14 protein-coding genes are annotated in these 19,425 nt (G+C 71.6%); 7 read left to right on the top strand and 7 right to left on the bottom strand.

All coding sequences use genetic code 11. The features are described 5' to 3' along the window. On the top strand, nt 1–475 hold a 475-nt coding region (locus tag ACFIF2_RS32875), incomplete at its 5' end, for a methylmalonyl-CoA mutase family protein (RefSeq protein WP_395576932.1). A gap of 20 nt (nt 476–495) precedes the next feature. On the opposite strand, the gene ACFIF2_RS32870 is transcribed toward ACFIF2_RS32875, so the two are convergent. Beyond that, nucleotides 496–2,571 carry an aminotransferase class I/II-fold pyridoxal phosphate-dependent enzyme gene (locus ACFIF2_RS32870; protein ID WP_395576931.1) on the bottom strand — a complete coding sequence of 692 codons (2,076 nt, stop codon included), beginning with the start codon at nt 2,569–2,571 and terminating at the stop codon, nt 496–498. A 695-nt stretch (nt 2,572–3,266) separates the two neighbouring features. Between ACFIF2_RS32870 and metK the strand changes: the two genes are divergently transcribed. From metK to ahcY, 5 genes are all read left to right on the top strand, one after another. Beyond that, complete coding sequence (gene metK, locus ACFIF2_RS32865; RefSeq protein ID WP_395576930.1) at nt 3,267–4,475, top strand: methionine adenosyltransferase; 1,209 nt, start codon at nt 3,267–3,269, stop codon at nt 4,473–4,475. A 31-nt stretch (nt 4,476–4,506) separates the two neighbouring features. Then, complete coding sequence (locus ACFIF2_RS32860) at nt 4,507–5,490, top strand: carbohydrate kinase family protein (protein WP_395576929.1); 984 nt, start codon at nt 4,507–4,509, stop codon at nt 5,488–5,490. Nucleotides 5,491–5,552: 62 nt separating this feature from the next. Beyond that, on the top strand, nt 5,553–8,975 hold the full coding sequence (gene metH, locus ACFIF2_RS32855) for a methionine synthase (RefSeq protein ID WP_395576936.1): 3,423 nt from the start codon (nt 5,553–5,555) through the stop codon (nt 8,973–8,975). Then, complete coding sequence (gene metF / locus ACFIF2_RS32850) at nt 8,972–9,829, top strand: methylenetetrahydrofolate reductase [NAD(P)H] (RefSeq protein WP_395576928.1); 858 nt, start codon at nt 8,972–8,974, stop codon at nt 9,827–9,829. The genes metH and metF overlap by 4 nt, the downstream gene beginning before the upstream one ends. Continuing rightward, a complete protein-coding gene (ahcY, locus tag ACFIF2_RS32845) occupies nt 9,819–11,222 on the top strand; it encodes an adenosylhomocysteinase (RefSeq protein WP_395576927.1) in 1,404 nt (467 codons plus the stop codon). Before metF ends, ahcY begins: the two co-directional genes overlap by 11 nt. A 179-nt stretch (nt 11,223–11,401) precedes the next feature. On the opposite strand, the gene ACFIF2_RS32840 is transcribed toward ahcY, so the two are convergent. The 6 genes from ACFIF2_RS32840 to ACFIF2_RS32815 all read right to left on the bottom strand — a co-directional run bounded on the left by ACFIF2_RS32840 (nt 11,402) and on the right by ACFIF2_RS32815 (nt 18,382). Then, nucleotides 11,402–12,187, bottom strand: a complete 786-nt coding sequence (locus tag ACFIF2_RS32840; protein WP_200262076.1) for an ABC transporter permease — start codon at nt 12,185–12,187, stop codon at nt 11,402–11,404. Next, nucleotides 12,184–13,140, bottom strand: coding sequence for an ATP-binding cassette domain-containing protein (locus tag ACFIF2_RS32835; RefSeq protein ID WP_395576926.1), 957 nt, complete (start codon nt 13,138–13,140; stop codon nt 12,184–12,186). The genes ACFIF2_RS32840 and ACFIF2_RS32835 overlap by 4 nt, the downstream gene beginning before the upstream one ends. A 14-nt stretch (nt 13,141–13,154) precedes the next feature. Then, on the bottom strand, nt 13,155–13,826 hold the full coding sequence (locus ACFIF2_RS32830; RefSeq protein ID WP_395576925.1) for a DUF4097 family beta strand repeat-containing protein: 672 nt from the start codon (nt 13,824–13,826) through the stop codon (nt 13,155–13,157). Between the two features lie 749 nt (nt 13,827–14,575). Beyond that, nucleotides 14,576–16,846: an MMPL family transporter gene (locus ACFIF2_RS32825; RefSeq protein WP_395576924.1), complete on the bottom strand. Its 2,271-nt coding sequence runs from the start codon at nt 16,844–16,846 to the stop codon at nt 14,576–14,578. A 313-nt stretch (nt 16,847–17,159) separates the two neighbouring features. Next, nucleotides 17,160–17,660 (bottom strand): GtrA family protein, encoded by a 501-nt coding sequence (locus tag ACFIF2_RS32820; protein WP_395576923.1) that lies wholly within the window; start codon nt 17,658–17,660, stop codon nt 17,160–17,162. 29 nt (nt 17,661–17,689) lie between these two features. After that, on the bottom strand, nt 17,690–18,382 hold the full coding sequence (locus ACFIF2_RS32815) for a DUF4097 family beta strand repeat-containing protein (protein WP_395576922.1): 693 nt from the start codon (nt 18,380–18,382) through the stop codon (nt 17,690–17,692). A 239-nt stretch (nt 18,383–18,621) separates the two neighbouring features. Between ACFIF2_RS32815 and ACFIF2_RS32810 the strand changes: the two genes are divergently transcribed. Further along, nucleotides 18,622–19,401: a helix-turn-helix domain-containing protein gene (locus tag ACFIF2_RS32810; RefSeq protein ID WP_395576921.1), complete on the top strand. Its 780-nt coding sequence runs from the start codon at nt 18,622–18,624 to the stop codon at nt 19,399–19,401. The last annotated feature ends 24 nt before the right edge of the window (nt 19,402–19,425 follow it).

Here is a 19,425-nt window from a genome sequence, read left to right as displayed (position 1 = left end):
TCCGTTCGCCGGTTCCTACGTCGTCGAGAAGATGACCGACGACCTGGAGACGGAGATCGTCGCGCTCATCGACAAGACGGAGCAGCTCGGAGGGGCCGTCCGCGCCATCGAGCACGGCTTCCAGAAGGCCGAGATCGAACGCAACGCCTACCGCATCGCGCAGGAGACCGACTCCGGCGAGCGGGTCGTGGTCGGTGTCAACCGCTTCCAGCTCGACGAGGAGGAGCCGTACGAGCCGCTCCGCGTCGACCCGGCCATCGAGGCCCAGCAGGCCGAACGGCTGGCGCGGCTGCGCGCCGAGCGCGACCAGGTGGCCGTCGACACCGCCCTCACCGCCCTGAAGAAGGCCGCCGAGGGCGAGGACAACGTCCTCTACCCGATGAAGGACGCCCTGCGCGCCCGCGCCACCGTCGGCGAGGTCTGCAACGCCCTGCGGGAGATCTGGGGCACGTACGTGCCGACGGACGCCTACTGACCGAGCACCGCCCGGCAAGGTCAGGCCACCTCCGGCGCGGGCACATACCGTGCCCGCGCCCGGTGCGCCCCCACACCGGCGAGGGCGCGCCCGGCGTTCCCCCCGCTGTCCCTCCCGGCCGCCAGCTCGGCCTCCAGCACCCCCGCCAGCCGGCGCACGCCCTCGCGGATCCGGTCCGGCTCCGGGTAGCAGTACGACAGCCGCATCTGACGGCCGCCGGACCCGTCCGTGTGGAACCCGGTGCCCGAGGCGTACGCCACGTGGGCGGCCACCGCGCGCGGCAGCATCGCCTTGGTGTCCACGCCCTCCGGCACCGTCACCCACACGTAGAACCCGCCGTCCGGCGTCGTCCACGTACAGCCCGGCGGCAGGTACCGCTCCAGCGCGGACAGCATCGCGTCGCGGCGCTCGCGGTAGTTCTCCCGGAACACCTCGATCCGGCCCTGCCAGTCGTGCGTGGCCAGGTAGCGCGACACGATCGCCTGGTTCAGCGTGGGCGGGCACAGCGTCGCCGACTCCGTGGCCAGCACCAGCTTCTCCCGCACCCCGGACGGCGCCAGCACCCAGCCGACCCGCAGCCCGGAGGCGAACGTCTTCGAGAAAGAGCCCAGGTACACCACGTTGTCCGGGTCCAGCGAGCGCAGCGCCGGGTAGGTCTGCCCGTCGAAGCCGAGCAGGCCGTACGGGTTGTCCTCGACCACCAGCACGTCGTACGCGCGGCAGATCTCCAGGATCTCCGCCCGCCGTCCGACCGCCAGCGTCACGCCGGCCGGGTTGTGGAAGTTCGGGATCGTGTAGAGCAGTTTCACGCGCTGCCCGGCGTTCGCGGCCTGCCGCAGCGCGGCCCGCAGCGCCTCCGGCACCAGGCCGTGCCCGTCCATCGCCACGTGCACGACGCGCGCCTGGTACGCGGTGAACGAGCCCAGTGCGCCGACGTACGACGGGCCCTCGGCGACCACCACGTCACCCGGGTCGCAGAACAGCCGGGTCACCAGGTCGAGGCCCATCTGCGAGCCGACCGTCACCACCACGTCGTCCGGGTGCGCCGCGATGCCCTCCAGCGCCATCACGTCGCAGATCTGCTCCCGCAGCAGCGGCGAGCCGTGCGCCGACGCGTACTGGAGCGCCGTCAGGCCGTCCTCCGTGATGATCCGCGCGGTCTGCTCCGCGAGCGCCTGGAGCGGCAGCGCGGCCAGGTTCGGCATGCCGCCGGCCAGCGAGACCACCTCCGGTCTGCTCGCGACCGAGAACAGCGCCCGGATCTCGGAGGCCGTCATGCCCGCGGTGCGCGCGGCGTACCGGGCGCGGTGCGGGTCCAGGACGGTGGGAGGGCTGTACGGCTGTGCCGGGCTGTTCTCGGTCATGGGGGCGACACCCTGGGCTCGGTGGACAAGGTCACTGCCGTACGGGGACCGAGGGGAGCGCTCGCGCCGTTCGGCGCCGGCGTCCGGGTCCGGACACCCGTCCGCACCGCTGGGGGCGGACACGTCCCGGTACCGCCGGGACGACGTCGTGCCCTCGCGCAGGTCGATCCGCTCGATCGTCGCGGCGGGCGTGGCACGGCCGGCCCCCGCCTCCACCAGGCCGCAGCGGGCGAGCGCCTCCGGTTCCGAGGCGAACACCAGCCGTCCGTCCGCCACCGCGTGGTGGACCGCCTCGGTGCCGGAAGGGTCCCGCGCGAAGAGGATCTCGTCCCGCCGCCGGTCGAGGACCACCAGCGCGAACGTCCCGCGCACGGCGTCGAGGAAGGCGAGCCCCTCGGCCTCGTACAGGTGCAGGAGGATCTCGCGGTCCGACTGCGTCCGCAGCCGCACCCCGGGCAGTGCGGCGGCCAGCTCCCGGTGGTTGCGCACCGTGCCGCTCGCCAGCAGCACGATCTTCCCGTCCGCCGAGACGAACGTGTGGGTGCCGTCCTCGGGCGCGGCCGACGCCGGCCACGCGCACCCCAGCACCGCCGGGCCGTCCCGCACCACGGCGCGTCCGCCGGGGCCCCGGCGGTTCAGCGTGTCGAGCATCGAGTCCACCGCCGCCGTCTCACGGCCCGTGGCCCGGGATGCGGCCGATCCGAGCACCGCCAGTCCTGCCAGCCCGCCCATGTTTCCCTCCACCCTTCGGCCCGGCCGCTCCCCGCGGGCCCGGCGAACGCGGCCCGCGTCGCTTCTTCAGCCCGGTGAGCGCCACCTTGTCCAGCCTCGCCGGACAGCATGGACAGGCCCGCTCGGGATCCGCTCAAGTCCGCCTCGTAACCCGGTCCGGAAACGAAAGCCCGGCCGAAGCCCATGCCGTAGCCCGGCCGAAGCGCGGCCGAAGCCCGTCCGAAAGGCGGCTGCGGGACACCCGGACGAACCGCGGCCCCACGGCCGGCGGGCCGCCGCCGCACTGCGCGAGCGGTCCTCCACCCGCCCTCGACGGGCGAGAACCACCCTGGTGCCGCCGCAGACCCGCCAAGGAAGGACGCACAGTGTCGGAGGAAGAGCCACCACGGCTCCGCTGCCCCGCGCACGCCGGCCCGGCGGTCTCCGCGCTCCACGGCCGGACGTCCACCGCGGGGCCGTTCCCCCGACGGCGCACCCGTCGCCCAGCTCTTCGCGCCACGCCCCGCCGCCCGGTGCGGCTCCAGGCCGACGCCCGCACCGGACGGTGACCGGCGTGCCGCGCGACGCCCGGGCCGCCGAACGCGCACCGGGCGGCGCGGCCCGCCGGTCACTCACCCCGCCGGCCCGGCGAGCGACGCCGGACACCGGGGCACGGGCGGCACGTTGGACCACGACTGCTCACGCCTAGGAGAGACATGGCAACCCGGCTGTTCACCTCGGAGTCCGTCACCGAGGGCCACCCCGACAAGATCGCCGACCAGATCAGCGACGCCGTCCTGGACGCCCTCCTGAGCCAGGACCCGGCCTCCCGGGTGGCGGTGGAGACCCTGATCACCACGGGTCAGGTCCACGTCGCCGGCGAGGTGACCACCTCCGCCTACGCCGACATCCCCGGCATCGTCCGCGACACCGTCCTCGGCATCGGCTACGACTCGTCGGCCAAGGGCTTCGACGGCGCCTCCTGCGGCGTGTCCGTGTCCATCGGCGCCCAGTCGCCGGACATCGCCCAGGGCGTGGACACTGCCTACGAGAAGCGGCTCGGCGGCACCGACGACGACCTCGCCGCCCAGGGCGCCGGCGACCAGGGGCTGATGTTCGGGTACGCCACCCGCGAGACGCCCACCCTCATGCCCCTGCCCATCGAACTCGCGCACCGGCTGTCGCGCCGGCTGGCCGAGGTCCGCAAGGACGGGCAGATGCCCTACCTCCGCCCCGACGGCAAGACCCAGGTCACCATCGAATACCGGGACGACCTCCCCGTACGCCTCGACACGGTCGTCGTCTCCTCCCAGCACGCGGCCGGCATCGACCTCGACCACATGCTGACCCCGGACATCCGCCGGCAGGTCGTGGAACACGTACTGGCAGGGCTGGCCGAGGACGGCATCAAGCTGGAGACCGAAGGCCACCGCCTGCTGGTCAACCCCACCGGCAAGTTCGAGATCGGCGGCCCGATGGGCGACGCCGGCCTCACCGGCCGCAAGATCATCATCGACACGTACGGCGGCATGGCCCGCCACGGCGGCGGCGCCTTCTCCGGCAAGGACCCCTCCAAGGTCGACCGCTCGGCCGCCTACGCCATGCGCTGGGTCGCCAAGAACGTCGTCGCCGCGGAACTCGCCGAACGCTGCGAGGTCCAGGTCGCCTACGCCATCGGCAAGGCCGAACCGGTCGGCCTGTTCGTCGAGACCTTCGGCACCGAGCACGTCCCGCGCGCCGCGATCGAGCGGGCCATCCACGAGGTGTTCGACCTGCGCCCCGCCGCCGTCATCCGCGACCTCGACCTGCTGCGCCCCATCTACGCCCGCACCGCGGCGTACGGGCACTTCGGACGTGAGCTGCCCGACTTCACCTGGGAGCGCACCGACCGCGCCGACCGCCTCCGCGCCGCCGCGGGCCACTGAACCGGCCGCGCCGACAGGGACGGGAGTTGCCATGCGCATCGCCGTGACCGGTTCCATCGCCACCGACCACCTCATGACGTTCCCCGGCCGGATCGTGGACCAGCTGATCCCCGACCGGCTCGACCGGGTGTCGCTGTCGTTCCTCGCCGACGACCTGGAGATACGCCGCGGCGGGGTCGCCGCCAACATCTCCTACGGCCTCGGCGGGCTGGGACTGGACCCCGTGCTCGTCGGCGCGGTCGGCAGCGACTTCGGCGAGTACGAGGTCTGGCTGAAGGAGCACGGCGTCGACACCGGCGCCGTACACGTCTCCGCCCGGCGGCAGACGGCCCGGTTCGTGTGCCTCACGGACCAGGACGCCAACCAGATCGCCGCGTTCTACGCCGGCGCCATGACCGAGGCCCGCGACATCGACCTCGGCCGCCTCGACCCGCTGCCCGACCTCGTCGTCGTCGCCCCCGACGACCCCGAGGCCATGCTGCGCCACACCGCGCGCTGCCGGGCGCTCGGCATCCCCTTCGCCGCCGACCCCTCCCAGCAGCTCGCCCGCCTCGACGGCGACCAGGCCCGCGCCCTGCTCACCGGGGCGCGCTGGCTGTTCACCAACGAGTACGAGGCGACCCTGCTGCTGGAACGCACCGGCTGGAGCCGCGACGACGTCCTTCACCAGGTCGGCGCGTGGATCACCACGCTCGGCGCCGACGGCGTCCGGATCGAGACCGCCGGCCACCCGGCGCTCACCGTGCCCGCCGTCGCCGACGTGCGCACCGCCGACCCGACCGGAGCCGGCGACGCCTTCCGCGCCGGCTTCCTCGCGGCCCTCGCCTGGGACCTGGACAGCCCGCACGCGGCCCGGCTCGGCTGCGCCCTGGCCTCCCTGGCCCTCGCCGAGGTGGGCTCCCAGGCTTACACGCCCGACCCCGCCCGGCTCACCGCCGTCCTCACCGAGACCTACGGCACGGCAGCGGCCGAGACCATCGCCGCACACCTGGGAGGCACACCATGCCGACGGTGACGACAGGCGCCCAGACCCTCCGCGAAGCGCTCGCCACCCGTGTGGTGGTCGCCGACGGCGCGATGGGCACCATGCTCCAGTCCCACGACCCGAGCATGGAGGACTTCCAGCAACTGGAGGGCTGCAACGAGGTCCTCAACGCCACCCGCCCCGACATCGTGCGCTCCGTCCACGACGCCTACCTCGCCACCGGCGTGGACTGCGTGGAGACCAACACCTTCGGCGCGAACCACACGGCACTGGCCGAGTACGACATCGCCGGCCGCGCACACGAACTGTCGGAGGCGGGCGCCCGCATCGCCCGCGAGGCAGCCGACGCGGCCACCCGACGCACCGGACAGCGACGCTGGGTCCTCGGCTCCATGGGCCCCGGCACCAAACTCCCCACCCTCGGCCACATCGGCTACGCCACCGTCCGCGACGGCTTCCAGGCCAACGCCGAGGGCCTGCTCACCGGCGGCGCGGACGCGCTGCTGGTGGAGACCACGCAGGACCTGCTCCAGACCAAGGCCGCCGTCCTGGGCGCCCGCCGCGCCATGGACACCCTCGGCACCGACGTCCCGCTCCTGGTCTCCATGGCCTTCGAGACGACCGGCACGATGCTGCTGGGCTCCGAGATCGGCGCCGCGCTCACCGCCCTTGAGCCGCTCGGCATCGACATGATCGGCCTGAACTGCTCCACCGGCCCCGCCGAGATGACCGAGCACCTGCGCTACCTCGCCCGCCACTCCCGCATCCCCCTGCTGTGCATGCCCAACGCGGGCCTCCCCGTCCTCACCAAGGACGGCGCGCACTTCCCGCTCGGCCCCGAAGGGCTGGCCGACGCGCAGGAGACGTTCGTCCGCGAGTACGGCATCTCCCTGGTCGGCGGCTGCTGCGGCACCACGCCCGAGCACCTGCGCCGGCTCGTCGAGCGGGTGCGCGGCACGGTTCCGACGGAGCGCGCCCCACAGCCCGAGCCGGGTGCGGCGTCGTTGTACCAGACGGTGGCGTTCCGGCAGGACACGTCGTATCTGGCGATCGGTGAGCGGACGAACGCGAACGGGTCGAAGAAGTTCCGTGAGGCGATGCTGGAGGGCCGCTGGGACGACTGTGTGGAGATGGCCCGGGACCAGATCCGTGAGGGCGCGCACATGCTGGACCTGTGCGTGGACTATGTGGGCCGTGACGGTGTGGCGGACATGGAGGAGCTGGCGGGGCGTTTCGCGACCGCGTCGACGCTTCCGGTGGTGCTGGACTCCACCGAGGTCGAGGTGATCCGGGCGGGGCTGGAGAAGCTCGGCGGCCGGGCGGTGATCAACTCGGTGAACTACGAGGACGGTGACGGCCCGGAGTCCCGGTTCGCGAAGGTCACGCGGCTGGCGCGGGAGCATGGTGCGGCGCTGATCGCGCTGACCATCGACGAGGAGGGCCAGGCCCGCACCGCCGAGAAGAAGGTCGAGATCGCGGAGCGGCTGATCGCCGACCTGACGGGGAACTGGGGCATCCACGAGTCGGACATCCTGGTCGACTGCCTGACCTTCACCATCTGCACCGGCCAGGAGGAGTCCCGGGGCGACGGGATCGCCACGATCGAGGGCATCCGGGAACTGAAGCGCCGCCACCCGGACGTGCAGACCACGCTGGGCCTGTCGAACATCTCCTTCGGCCTGAACCCGGCCGCCCGCATCCTCCTCAACAGTGTGTTCCTGGACGAGTGCGTGAAGGCGGGCCTGGACTCGGCGATCGTCCACGCCAGCAAGATCCTGCCGATCGCCCGCTTCGACGACGAGCAGGTGCGGACGGCCCTCGACCTGATCTACGACCGGCGCCGTGAGGGCTACGACCCGCTGCAGAGGCTGATGCAGCTGTTCGAGGGCGCGACGGCGAAGTCGCTGCGGGCGTCGAAGGCGGAGGAGCTGGCCGCGCTGCCGCTGGACGAGCGGCTCAAGCGGCGCATCATCGACGGCGAGAAGAACGGCCTGGAGGCGGACCTGGACGAGGCGCTGACCCAGCGCCCGGCGCTGGACATCGTCAACGAGACGCTGCTGGACGGGATGAAGGTGGTCGGGGAGCTGTTCGGCTCCGGGCAGATGCAGCTGCCGTTCGTGCTCCAGTCCGCCGAGGTCATGAAGACCGCGGTGGCGCATCTGGAGCCGCACATGGAGAAGACCGACGACGACGGCAAGGGCACCATCGTCCTGGCCACCGTCCGTGGCGACGTCCACGACATCGGTAAGAACCTCGTCGACATCATCCTGTCCAACAACGGCTACACCGTCGTCAACCTCGGCATCAAACAGCCCGTCTCCGCGATCCTGGAAGCCGCCGAGGAACACCGCGCCGACGTCATCGGCATGTCCGGCCTCCTCGTCAAATCCACCGTGATCATGAAGGAGAACCTGGAGGAGCTCAACCAGCGCAAGCTGGCCGCCGACTACCCCGTCATCCTCGGCGGCGCCGCCCTCACCCGCGCCTACGTCGAACAAGACCTCCACGAGATCTACGACGGCGAAGTCCGCTACGCCCGCGACGCCTTCGAGGGCCTGCGCCTGATGGACGCCCTCATCGGCATCAAACGCGGCGTCCCCGGCGCCAAACTGCCCGAACTCAAGCAGCGCCGGGTCCGCGCCGCCACCGTCGAGATCGAGGAACGGCCCGAGATGGGCCACGTCCGGTCCGAGGTCGCCACGGACGTCCCGGTCCCCGCCCCGCCGTTCTGGGGCACGCGAGTCGTGAAGGGCATCCAGCTCAAGGAGTACGCGTCCTGGCTGGACGAGGGCGCGCTGTTCAAGGGCCAGTGGGGGCTGAAGCAGGCCCGTACCGGTGAGGGGCCCTCGTACGAGGAGCTGGTCGAGACGGAGGGCCGGCCCCGGCTGCGCGGTCTGCTGGACCGGCTCCAGCGGGACAACCTGCTGGAGGCGGCCGTGGTCCACGGTTACTTCCCGTGCGTGTCCAAGGACGACGACCTGATCGTCCTCGACGAGGCCGGCAACGAGCGCACCCGGTTCACCTTCCCGCGCCAGCGCCGCGGGCGGCGGCTGTGCCTGGCGGACTTCTTCCGCCCCGAGGAATCCGGCGAGACCGACGTCATCGGCTTCCAGGTCGTCACCGTCGGCTCCCGCATCGGCGAGGAGACCGCCCGCCTCTTCGAGGCCAACGCCTACCGCGACTACCTCGAACTGCACGGCCTGTCCGTCCAGCTCGCCGAAGCCCTCGCCGAGTACTGGCACGCCCGCGTCCGCACCGAACTCGGCATCGCGGCGGACGACCCGCGCTCGCTGGACGGCATGCTGCGCACCGAGTACCAGGGCTGCCGCTACTCACTGGGCTACCCGGCCTGCCCCGACCTGGCGGACCGGGCGAAGATCGCCGACCTGCTCCGGCCGGAACGCATCGGCGTCCACCTGTCCGAGGAGTTCCAGCTCCACCCCGAGCAGTCCACCGACGCCCTCGTCGTCCACCACCCCGAGGCGAACTACTTCAACGCGGGAGGCCGCGCGTGACGACCTTCTCCTTCGAGTTCTTCCCGCCGAAGACCGCCGCCGGCGAGCGGACCCTGTGGCAGGCGATCCGCCGGGTGGAACCCCTGCGCCCGGACTTCGTCTCCGTCACCTACGGCGCCGGCGGCTCCTCCCGCACCCGGACCATCGAGGTCACCCGGCGCATCGTGGCGGAGACGACCCTGCGCCCCGTCGCGCACCTCACCGCCGTGGGCCACTCGGTCGCCGAGCTGCGCCAGATCATCGGCGCCTACGCGGACGCCGGCATCAAGGACGTCCTCGTCCTGCGCGGCGATCCCCCCGGCGACCCCCGAGGACCGTGGGTGCCGCACCCGGACGGCTTCACCCACGCCTACCAGCTGGTCGAACTCGTCCGCTCCCTGGGCGACTTCACCATCGGCGTCGCCGCCTTCCCCGAGCGGCACCCCCGCTCGCCCGACTGGGACACCGACATCCGGCACTTCGTGGCCAAGTGCCGCGCCGGCGCCGACTACGCCATCACGCAGATGTTCTTCCACGTCGAGGACTACCTGCGGCTGCGCGACCGGGTGGCCGCCGCCGGCTGCGACATCCCGATCGTCCCCGAGATCATGCCCGCCACCGACGTACGCCAGATCCGCCGCTTCGCCGAGCTGAGCGACGCCGCCTTCCCCGAGGACCTGGCCCACCGTCTGGAGGCCGCCCGCGACGATCGCGCCGCGGGCCACCGCATCGGCGTCGAGTACGCCACCGCCATGGCCGAACGCCTCCTCGCGGAAGGCGCGCCCGGACTGCACTACATCACCCTGAACAGGTCCACCGCGGCCCTGGACATCCACCGTAACGTCATCAGTTCAAGGAGCATTCGTGTCGCCTGAGTTCGCGGATTTCAAGGTCGCCGACCTGTCGCTGGCCGAGTTCGGCCGCAAGGAGATCACCCTCGCCGAGCACGAGATGCCCGGACTGATGGCGATCCGCGAGGAGTACGCCGAGGCCCGGCCGCTGGCCGGCGCCCGCATCACCGGGTCCCTGCACATGACGGTGCAGACCGCCGTCCTCATCGAGACCCTGGTCGCCCTGGGCGCCGAGGTCCGCTGGGCGTCCTGCAACATCTTCTCCACCCAGGACCACGCGGCCGCCGCCATAGCCGCCGCCGGCATCCCGGTCTTCGCCTGGAAGGGCGAGACGCTCCAGGAGTACTGGTGGTGCACGGAGCAGGCCCTGACCTGGCCCGACAGCCCCACCGGCGGCCCGAACATGATCCTGGACGACGGCGGTGACGCCACCACCCTCGTCCACCAGGGCGTCGAGTACCTCAAGACCGGCGAGCTGCCCCCGGCCGACAACGAGGAACTGGCGGCCGTGGCCGCCCTGCTGAAGGAGAGCACGCTCGACTGGACCGGCATCGCCGCGCAGATCCGCGGGGTGACGGAGGAGACCACGACCGGCGTCCACCGCCTGTACGAGATGCACCGCGAGGGGTCGCTCCTGTTCCCGGTGATCAACGTGAACGACGCGGTGACGAAGTCGAAGTTCGACAACAAGTACGGCTGCCGCCACTCCCTGATCGACGGCATCAACCGGGCCACGGACGTGCTGATCGGCGGCAAGACCGCGGTCGTCTGCGGTTACGGCGACGTGGGCAAGGGCTGCGCGGAGTCGCTGCGCGGCCAGGGCGCCCGCGTGATCGTCACCGAGATCGACCCGATCTGCGCGCTCCAGGCGGCGATGGACGGCTACCAGGTCACCACGCTGGACGAGGTCGTCGACCAGGCCGACATCTTCATCACGACCACCGGCAACAAGGACGTCGTCATGGCCTCGGACATGGCCAGGATGAAGCACCAGGCGATCGTCGGGAACATCGGCCACTTCGACAACGAGATCGACATGGCCGGCCTGGCGAAGGTCCCCGGCATCGTCAAGGACGAGGTGAAACCGCAGGTCCACACCTGGACCTTCCCCGACGGCAAGAAGATCATCGTGCTGTCCGAGGGCCGCCTGCTGAACCTCGGCAACGCCACCGGCCACCCGTCGTTCGTGATGTCCAACTCGTTCGCGGACCAGACCCTGGCCCAGATTGAGCTGTTCACCAAGCCCGACGCGTACGAGACGGGCGTCCACGTGTTGCCCAAGCACCTCGACGAGAAGGTCGCCCGCCTCCACCTCGACGCCCTCGGCGTCAAGCTCACCACGCTCCGCCCGGAGCAGGCGGCGTACATCGGCGTCGAGCCCGAGGGCCCGTACAAGCCGGACCACTACCGCTACTGACGACCACCGCTACTGACGACCACCGCTACTGACGACACCGAGCGAAGGCCCGTCGCGGCTGTCCGGAGACAGCGGCGGCGGGCCTTCGCGGATCGTGGAGCGGGGCGCGTCGTGTGCGGTTGTCGAGTGCGGTCGTCGACCGGGGGCGCGGGCGGTGGCCCGCGCTGTCGCGGGGCGGATTACTTCCCGTCGCGGTTGAAGGTCGAGGTGGACCAGAAGTAGCCGAGGACGGACAGGGCCAGGCACCAGACGACGGCGAGCCAGCCGTTGTGGCCGATCTCGGTGCCCAGGAGCAGGCCGCGCAGGGTCTCGATGGCCGGCGTGAAGGGCTGGTACTCGGCGACCGGCTGGAACCAGCCCGGCATCGAGTCGACCGGCACGAAGGCGCTGGACAGCAGCGGCAGCAGGATCAGCGGCATGGCGTTGTTGCTGGCGGCCTCGGCGTTGGGGCTGACCAGGCCCATGCCCACCGCGATCCAGGTGAGCGCCAGCGTGAAGAGGGCGAGCAGTCCGAAGGCGGCCAGCCACTCCAGGGCGGTGGCGTCGGTGGACCGGAAGCCGATGGCCACGCCGACGGCGCCGACGAGGACCACGCTCAGGATCGACTGCAGGACGCTGCCGGCGACGTGCCCGACGAGGATCGAGGGCCGGTGGATGGCCATGGTGCGGAAGCGGGCGATGATGCCCTCGGTCATGTCGTTGGAGACGGAGACCGCGGTGCCGATGACGGTGGAGCCGATGGTCATCAGCAGCAGACCGGGGACGATGTAGGCGATGTAGGCGGAGCGGCCGCCGCCGCCGATGCCCGCGCTCATGGTGTCGCCGAAGATGTAGACGAACAGCAGGAGCAGCATGATCGGCGTGAGCAGCAGGTTCAGGGTGAGCGACGGGTAGCGGCGCGCGTGGAGCAGGTTGCGGCGCAGCATCGTGTTCGAGTCGCGCACGGCGAGGGACACGGAGCTCATCGGACAGCCTCCTTCGGCTGGGTGGGGACGCCGGCGCCGCTGGTCAGGGCGAAGAACACGTCGTCGAGGTCGGGGGTGTGCACGGTCAGTTCGTCGGCCTCGATGCCGGCGGAGTCCAGCCAGTCGAGGATGGAGCGCAGCTCGCGCTGGCTGCCGTCGCTCGGGATCTGCAGGGCGAGGGCGTCGTCGTCGCGGGTCGCCTGGTTCAGCGCGAGGGCGGCGGCCTGGTAGGAGACCGGGTCGGTGAAGCGGAGCCGGACGTGGCCGCCGGGGACGAGGCGCTTGAGTTCGGCGGCGGTGCCCTCGGCGGCGATCTTTCCGTCGTTCAGGACGGCGATGCGGTCGGCGAGTTCGTCGGCCTCCTCCAGGTACTGCGTGGTGAGGAAGACGGTCACGCCGTCGGAGACCAGCTCGCGGATGATGCCCCACATGTTGTGCCGGGAACGCGGGTCCAGGCCGGTGGTGGGCTCGTCCAGGAAGATGATCCGCGGGCCGCCGACCAGCGTCATCGCGATGTCCAGACGGCGCTTCATACCGCCCGAGTAGGTCGAGGCGGGCTTCTTCGCCGCCTCCACCAGGTCGAAGCGCTCCAGCAGTTCGGCCGTCACCCGCCGCCCCTCCTGCTTCGACAGGTGGTGCAGGTCCGCCATGAGGAGCATGTTCTCCTCACCGGTGATCAGACCGTCCACCGCCGAGAACTGCCCGGTGACACCGATCGCGGCACGCACTCCCTGCGGGTCGGCGGCGACGTCGTGGCCCGCGACCTGGGCCTGCCCGCCGCCGGCGGAGATGAGGGTGGAGAGGATCTGCACGGTGGTGGTCTTGCCGGCCCCGTTCGGACCGAGCAGGGAGAAGATCGTTCCCTCGGGGACGATCAGGTCGACGCCGTCGAGCACGGTCTTGTCGCCGTACGACTTGCGCAGCCCGTTCGCTGCGATGGCCGGCTTGGTCATGAGGAGAGCTCCTTCTACAGGCTGCGGGCGGTGATGTCGCCGTAGGCGGTGGTGGCGTGGATGGTGAGGGCGGCGTCGGGTCCGTCGGTGTTGTTGAGGCTGTTGTCGATACGGCCGTGCGTGGTGCCGGCGTCGAGGGTGGCGGAGGTGCCGCGGGCGGCGCCGACGGTGATGTCGCCGTGCTCGGTGCGCAGGGTGACGGTGCCGTGCACGGCTTCGGTGACGCGGAGGTCGCCCTTCTGGGTGCTGATCTCGGCGGGGCCGTTGAGGCGGTGGACGGTGACGTCGCCGACGGCGAGGGCGAGCCGGGCGCCCTCGGCTTCGGCGAGTTCGACGGAGGCCCGGGCGCTGTCGAGCGCGACGTGGCCGAGCCGACCGGTGCCGTGCAGCTGGATGTCGGCGGCCTTCGCCTCGACGCGGGAGCCGGCGGGCAGGTGGACGGTCACCTCGACGGTGCCGGAGGAGCCCAGGGCCTGGTTCTTCGCGGTGGAGGCGTCGATGCGCAGGGTGCCGTCGGTGCAGGTGACCGTGGTCTGCTCCGCCGCCTTCACGTCGCGGCTCTTGGAGGCGTCGGCGGGCAGGACCTCGACGGTGGTGTCGGTCTGTTCGGCGGCGATGAACCGGACGCGTCCCGCGGGGATGTCGAGGACGGCCGCGACGGGGAGGGGGGTGTCGAACTTCTGCATCGTGCACTCCTTCTTCTGCATCGTGCGCTCTTGCGACCCGATGTTTCTGATGATGGAAACGCTACGTTGCATTCATGGAATCGGCAACATGGTTGTTGCTTGAAGTCGCCATAACTGCAGGTAGATTCGGGTAAATCATTGCAATGGAATTAGACTTAATGCAACGGCGCTCCTCGGATCCGTTGCAATGAATGAGAGTGAACGCTATATCGGGGCCACCGGGGCCACCAGGAGCACGCAGGGGACCGCGATGCGGGCAGAAGGGCCCACCCGGAGAGAGCCGGACCGGGTGGGTGAGGGTGCGGCGCCGGCCCAGGGCTTCGGCGTGCGCGGCGTACGGGAGGGCACGGACGGCATACGGCAGGGACCGGACGGCGTACGGCAGGGGCCGGCACGGGGCGAGGGCGCCGGGCGGCCGGGCGGTGGGGGGATCGGCGTACCGGTGGGGGACGGCGCCGCGCGGCGCGGGCCCTTCGCGCCGCGACGGCTGCGGGACGCGACCGGTGCCGGAAGTCGGGGTCGCCATGGGATCAGTGAACCGGAGGCCCGCGGCCGGGACCATCGGCCTCGGCCGGACCTCGACCAGATCTCAAGCGGCCCTGCGGGCACCGGCGTTCGTGGCCCCTCGGGTGCCCGCGGCGCCCCGGTGTCCCCCAGAACCGGAATCGGACCCGCACGCGGACGGCGGCGGCCCGGTGCGACCTCGTCGAGGTCGCACCGGGCCGCCGCCGTTCACCCCGCGCACCGTCTCAGTGCACGAGGTCCCTCTCGTGCTCCGGCGCGCTCCGCGGCGCGGGCGACGACGGCGGACCGGACGGCAGCCGCCGCTGCAACCGCTCGCCCTCGACGTCCACGTTGGGCAGCACCCGGCCGAGCCACTTCGGCAGCCACCAGGCGGCGTCGCCGAGCAGCGAGTGCACGGCGGGCACGATCGCCATCCGCACCACGAAGGCGTCGAACAGGACGGCCGAGGCGAGGCCGAAGCCCATCATCGCGACCAGGTCCTCGTCCTCCACGACGAAGCCCGAGAAGACGCTGATCATGATGACCGCGGCGGCGGCGACCACCCGCCCGCTGTGGTGGAAGCCGGAGACGACGGCCTCCTTGGCCCGGACGCCGTGGACGTACGCCTCACGCATCCGCGTGACCAGGAAGACCTCGTAGTCCATGGCGAGGCCGAAGACCACACCGATCATGAAGATCGGCATCGTCGTCATGATGGGACCGGTCTGCTCGATGCCGAAGAAGTCGGCGGCCCACCCCCACTGGAACACCGCGACCAGCGCGCCCAGGGCCGCGCTCACCGAGAGCAGGAAGCCGAGCGCGGCCTTCAACGGGACCAGGAGCGAGCGGAACACCAGGAGCAGCAGCAGGAAGGCCAGGCCGACCACCAGGGCCAGATAGGGCAGCAGCGCGTCGGACAGGGTCTGCGAGAAGTCGATGAACAGCGCGGTCTGGCCGGTCACCAGGATCTCGGTGGCACCCGCGGACGCCCCGAGCGAAGCGGCCCGCGCGCGGATGTCCTTGACGAGCTGTTCGGTCCTGGCGTCGGTCGGGCCGGTCTCGGGGACGACGCTGAGGATGGCGGTGTCGCCCGCCTTGTTGGCGTTGGCCTTGGAGACCGAGGCGACGCCCGGGGTCTTCTTCAGCTCCTCGCCGACCTTGTCGCCGGCGGCGGCCGCGTCCTCGCCCTCGACGGTCACCGTCAGCGGGCCGTTGAAGCCGGGGCCGAAGGAGTCGGACAGCAGGTCGTACGCCTTGCGCTGGGTGGTGTCGGCCGCCATCGTGCCCTCGCCGGGCAGGCCGAGCTCCAGCTTGGTGGCGGGCAGGGCGAGCGCGCCGAGGCCGGCCACCGCGACGACGAGCACGACGACCGGGCGGCGCACCACGAACGAGGCCCAGCGGGTGGACAGGTTCGGCTTGGTCCGCGCGGCCAGCTTGGCGGCCTTCTTCTCGCTCCTGCGCAGCTTGCGCGCCGACAGCGGCTTCTTGGCCTGCACGAGCCGCCGGTCCGCGACCCGCAGCACCCGGCGCGGCGCGAAGCCGAGCAGGGCGGGCACGAAGGTGACCGCGATCAGTACGGCGACGGCGACCGTACCCGCCGCGGCGAGGCCCATCTTGGTGAGGATCGGGATGTCGACGACCGCGAGGCCGGCCAGCGCGATGATGACCGTGAGCCCGGCGAAGACGACGGCCGAACCGGCCGTGCCGGTCGCGACGCCCGCCGCCTCCTGGGGGGCGCGGCCCTCGGCGATCTCGGCCCGGTAGCGGGAGACGACGAACAGGGCGTAGTCGATGCCGACCGCGAGGCCGATCATCATCGCCAGCGTCCCGGTCGTGGCGGACAGCCCGAGGGCGCTGCCGAGCGCGGCGATGGCGGAGGTGCCGACGGCGACGCCGATCAGGGCCGTGAGCAGCGGCATGCCGGCGGCGATCAGCGAGCCGAAGGTGAGGAACAGGACGACGGCCGAGATCAGCACGCCGATCTGCTCACCGGTGCCGGACATGGTCTGCTCGACCATGACCGCGTCCCCGCCCGCCTCGACGGTCAGACCGCCCTCGCGGGCCCGGTCGGTGGCCGCGGTGAGCGCGTCACGGGCCTCGTCGCTGAGGTCGGGCGCGGCGACCTCGTAGGTCACCACGGTGTAGGCGGTACGACCGTCCTCGCTGACCGAGCCGGCCGTGAACGGGTCGGCGACGCCCGCCACCTGCGGGGCCTTGCCGAGTTCGCCGACGAGCGCGCCGATCGCCGCCTTCTCGGCCTCGATGCTCCCGCCCTCGGGCACGCGGACCACCACACGGGCGGTGGCGCCGTCGGTGCCGGAGTCCGGGAACTTCTCCTCGAGCAGGTCGAACGCCTTCTGCGACTCGGTGCCCGGCATCGAGAACCGGTCGGTGGGCGGTGCGGGCGCGGACGCGGCCGCGGCACCGACGCCGCAGACGATCAGTACCCACAGCAGGGTGACGAGGCCGCGACGCCGGAAGGCGAAGCGGCCGAGTGCGTACAGGAAGGTAGCCACGGGAAACCGCACTTCCATCGGATGAGGGGGGTGATGAGCAGGGTGATGAGAGGCGTGACGTTGGAACGCGTGCGGCCGGCCGTTGCCGTACGGGCATGACGGCCGGGCGGACGGCTCCGTCACACGGACACGTTGACCCAGCAGGGAGCCGCGAGGCCGGATCCTCCACGGGAGAAGGACTGACCCTCGAGCGGACGTCGAGCGAACGGACCGGTTCCGGCCGTTGGCCGTACGGGACTTCGCCGGTACGGGCTTCGCGCTACGAGACTTCGCGGGTCCGGGACTTCGCGGGTCCGGGACTTCGCGTACGCGCCTACGCCGCCGCGAGAACGGGGGACGCCGCTCCCCGCCGCGCCGAGGGCCGTACGGCACGGGCGGGGCGGCCGGCGAAGACGTACAGGCGCAGGACGAGGAAGCGGCCCGCGCCGGCGAGACCCGAGGCGCCGAGATAGACGAGCTGCTCGGTCGGCAGGCCGGCGGAGGGCTGCACCAGGTGCAGGACGTGGACGGCGATGCCGGTCGCGAGGAAGGCGGCGGTGGCCGAGCCCGCGGACTGCCAGTGCTCCCGCCATCCGGCGCCGCGCCCCTTGGCGAAGGTGAAGCGGGCGTGGAGCTCCGTGCACAGCAGGGTGGAGACGATGGTGACGACGGCGTTCGAGACCGCCCAGGGCATCGTCACGGCCAGCAGCGGTACCGCGAAGCTGGAGAGGACTCCGACACCGCCGCCGGAGATCACGAACCGTACGAACGAGGCGACCGGCCCGGGACCGGCCGAAGCCGCCACCTCGCACCTCTCTCCGGGCAGCGGCTTCATGGTGGTGTCCTTCCTGGTGTCGGGGGCTGCTACAGGCTGCGGGCGGTGATGTCGCCGTAGGCGGTGGTGGCGTGGATGGTGAGGGCGGCGTCGGGTCCGTCGGTGTTGTTGAGGCTGTTCTGGATACGGCCGTAGGTGGTGCCGGCGTCGAGGGTGGCGGAGGTGCCGCGGGCGGCGCCGACGGTGATGTCGCCGTGCTCGGTGCGCAGGGTGACGGTGCCGCGTACGGCTTCGGTGACGCGGAGGTCGCCCTTCTGGGTGCTGATCTCGGCGGGGCCGTTGAGGCGGTGGACGGTGACGTCGCCGGCGGCGAGGGCGAGGCGGGCGTTCGCGGTCTCGTCGAGCTTGACCGTGCCCTGCGCGGCCTCCAGGACGACGTCGCCGAGGCGTCCGACGCCCCGCAGTTCGGCGCTGGCGGCCTTCGCCTCGACGTGGGATCCGGTGGGCAGCTGGACGGTCACCTCGATGACTCCGGAAGGACCCATGAGCCGGTTCCTGGCCGCCGGGGCCTCGACGCGCAGGACACCGTCGGCGTAGGCGACCGTGGTCTGCTCCGCCGCCTTCACGTCGCGGCTCTTGGACGCGTTGGCGGGCAGGATCTCGACGGTGGTGTCGGTGCGGTCGGCGGCGATGAACCGGATGTGCCCGGCGGGGATGTCGATGACGGCCGCGACGGGGGCGGGGGTGTCGAACCTCTGCGTCGCGCTCTTGTCCAGCTGCATCGTGCACTCCTTCGGTTCGTTGTTTCTGATGATGGAAACGCTACGTTGCGTTCATGGATCTGGCAACATGCTCGTCGCATAGGTTCGACATTTACGCAGGTGAGAGCCGAGAAAACGTTGCAATGGCGCTAAAGCTAATGCAACTCCCTGGATCTCCTTCGTTGCAATAGAGTGTGATTGAACGCTATGGTGGAAGACGCGATGGTGGCAGACACCACGGAACACGTGAGGAGACCGCGATGCCGGGAGGCAGGCTCACCCAGCAGGAACGCCAGCAGATCGCGCTGGGACTGGCCGACGGCCTCGCCTACGCCGAGATCGCCAGGCGCCTGGACCGCCCCACCTCGACCATCACGCGCGAGGTGATGCGCAACGGCGGCCCCACCTCCTACCGCGCCGACCTGGCCCACCGCGCCACCGAACACCGCGCCCACCGCCGCCGGCAGACCGCCCCCCGCGACTCCAGGACGCCGGCGCAGCCCCACGGGCGCGACGCCGAGGCGGTGCGCGAGTACGAGGAGGTGTTCACCACCGTCGTCATGGCCTCCGGCATGCCCAAGATGATGGCCCGGGTGCTGGCCTGCCTCTGCCTCACCGACTCGGGCAGCCTCACCGCCTCCGACCTCGCCCAGCGCCTCCAGGTCAGCCCGGCGTCCGTGTCCAAGGCGATCGCGTTCCTGGAGAGCCAGGGCTTCGTCCGCCGCGAACGCGACGAACGCCGCCGCGAGCGCTACGTGGTCGACGACGACGTCTGGTACCAGTCGATGATGGCCAGCGCCCGGTCCATCGCCCAGGTCGTCGAGACCGCCCGGCAGGGCGTCGGCGTCCTCGGCTCCCACACCCCGGCCGGCGCCCGCCTGGAGAACATCGCCCGTTTCCTGGACTTCGTCTCCGAGAGCACCGCCCGCGCCGCGGAACAGGCCCGCGACGTCCTCTACACCAAGCCCGGGCGCACCGAGCCCGAGTACAGCAAGCCCGAGCACCTCACGTCCGGGACGGCCTCGGACGGCGCCGCCTGAGCCACGTCCCACCCGCCCCCACCC

It is taken from the genome of Streptomyces sp. BK79, from assembly GCF_044142145.1.
GTDB lineage: Bacteria > Actinomycetota > Actinomycetes > Streptomycetales > Streptomycetaceae > Streptomyces.
Note: the sequence above shows the minus strand (reverse complement) of the source record. Positions and strands in the feature narration are given on the sequence as shown.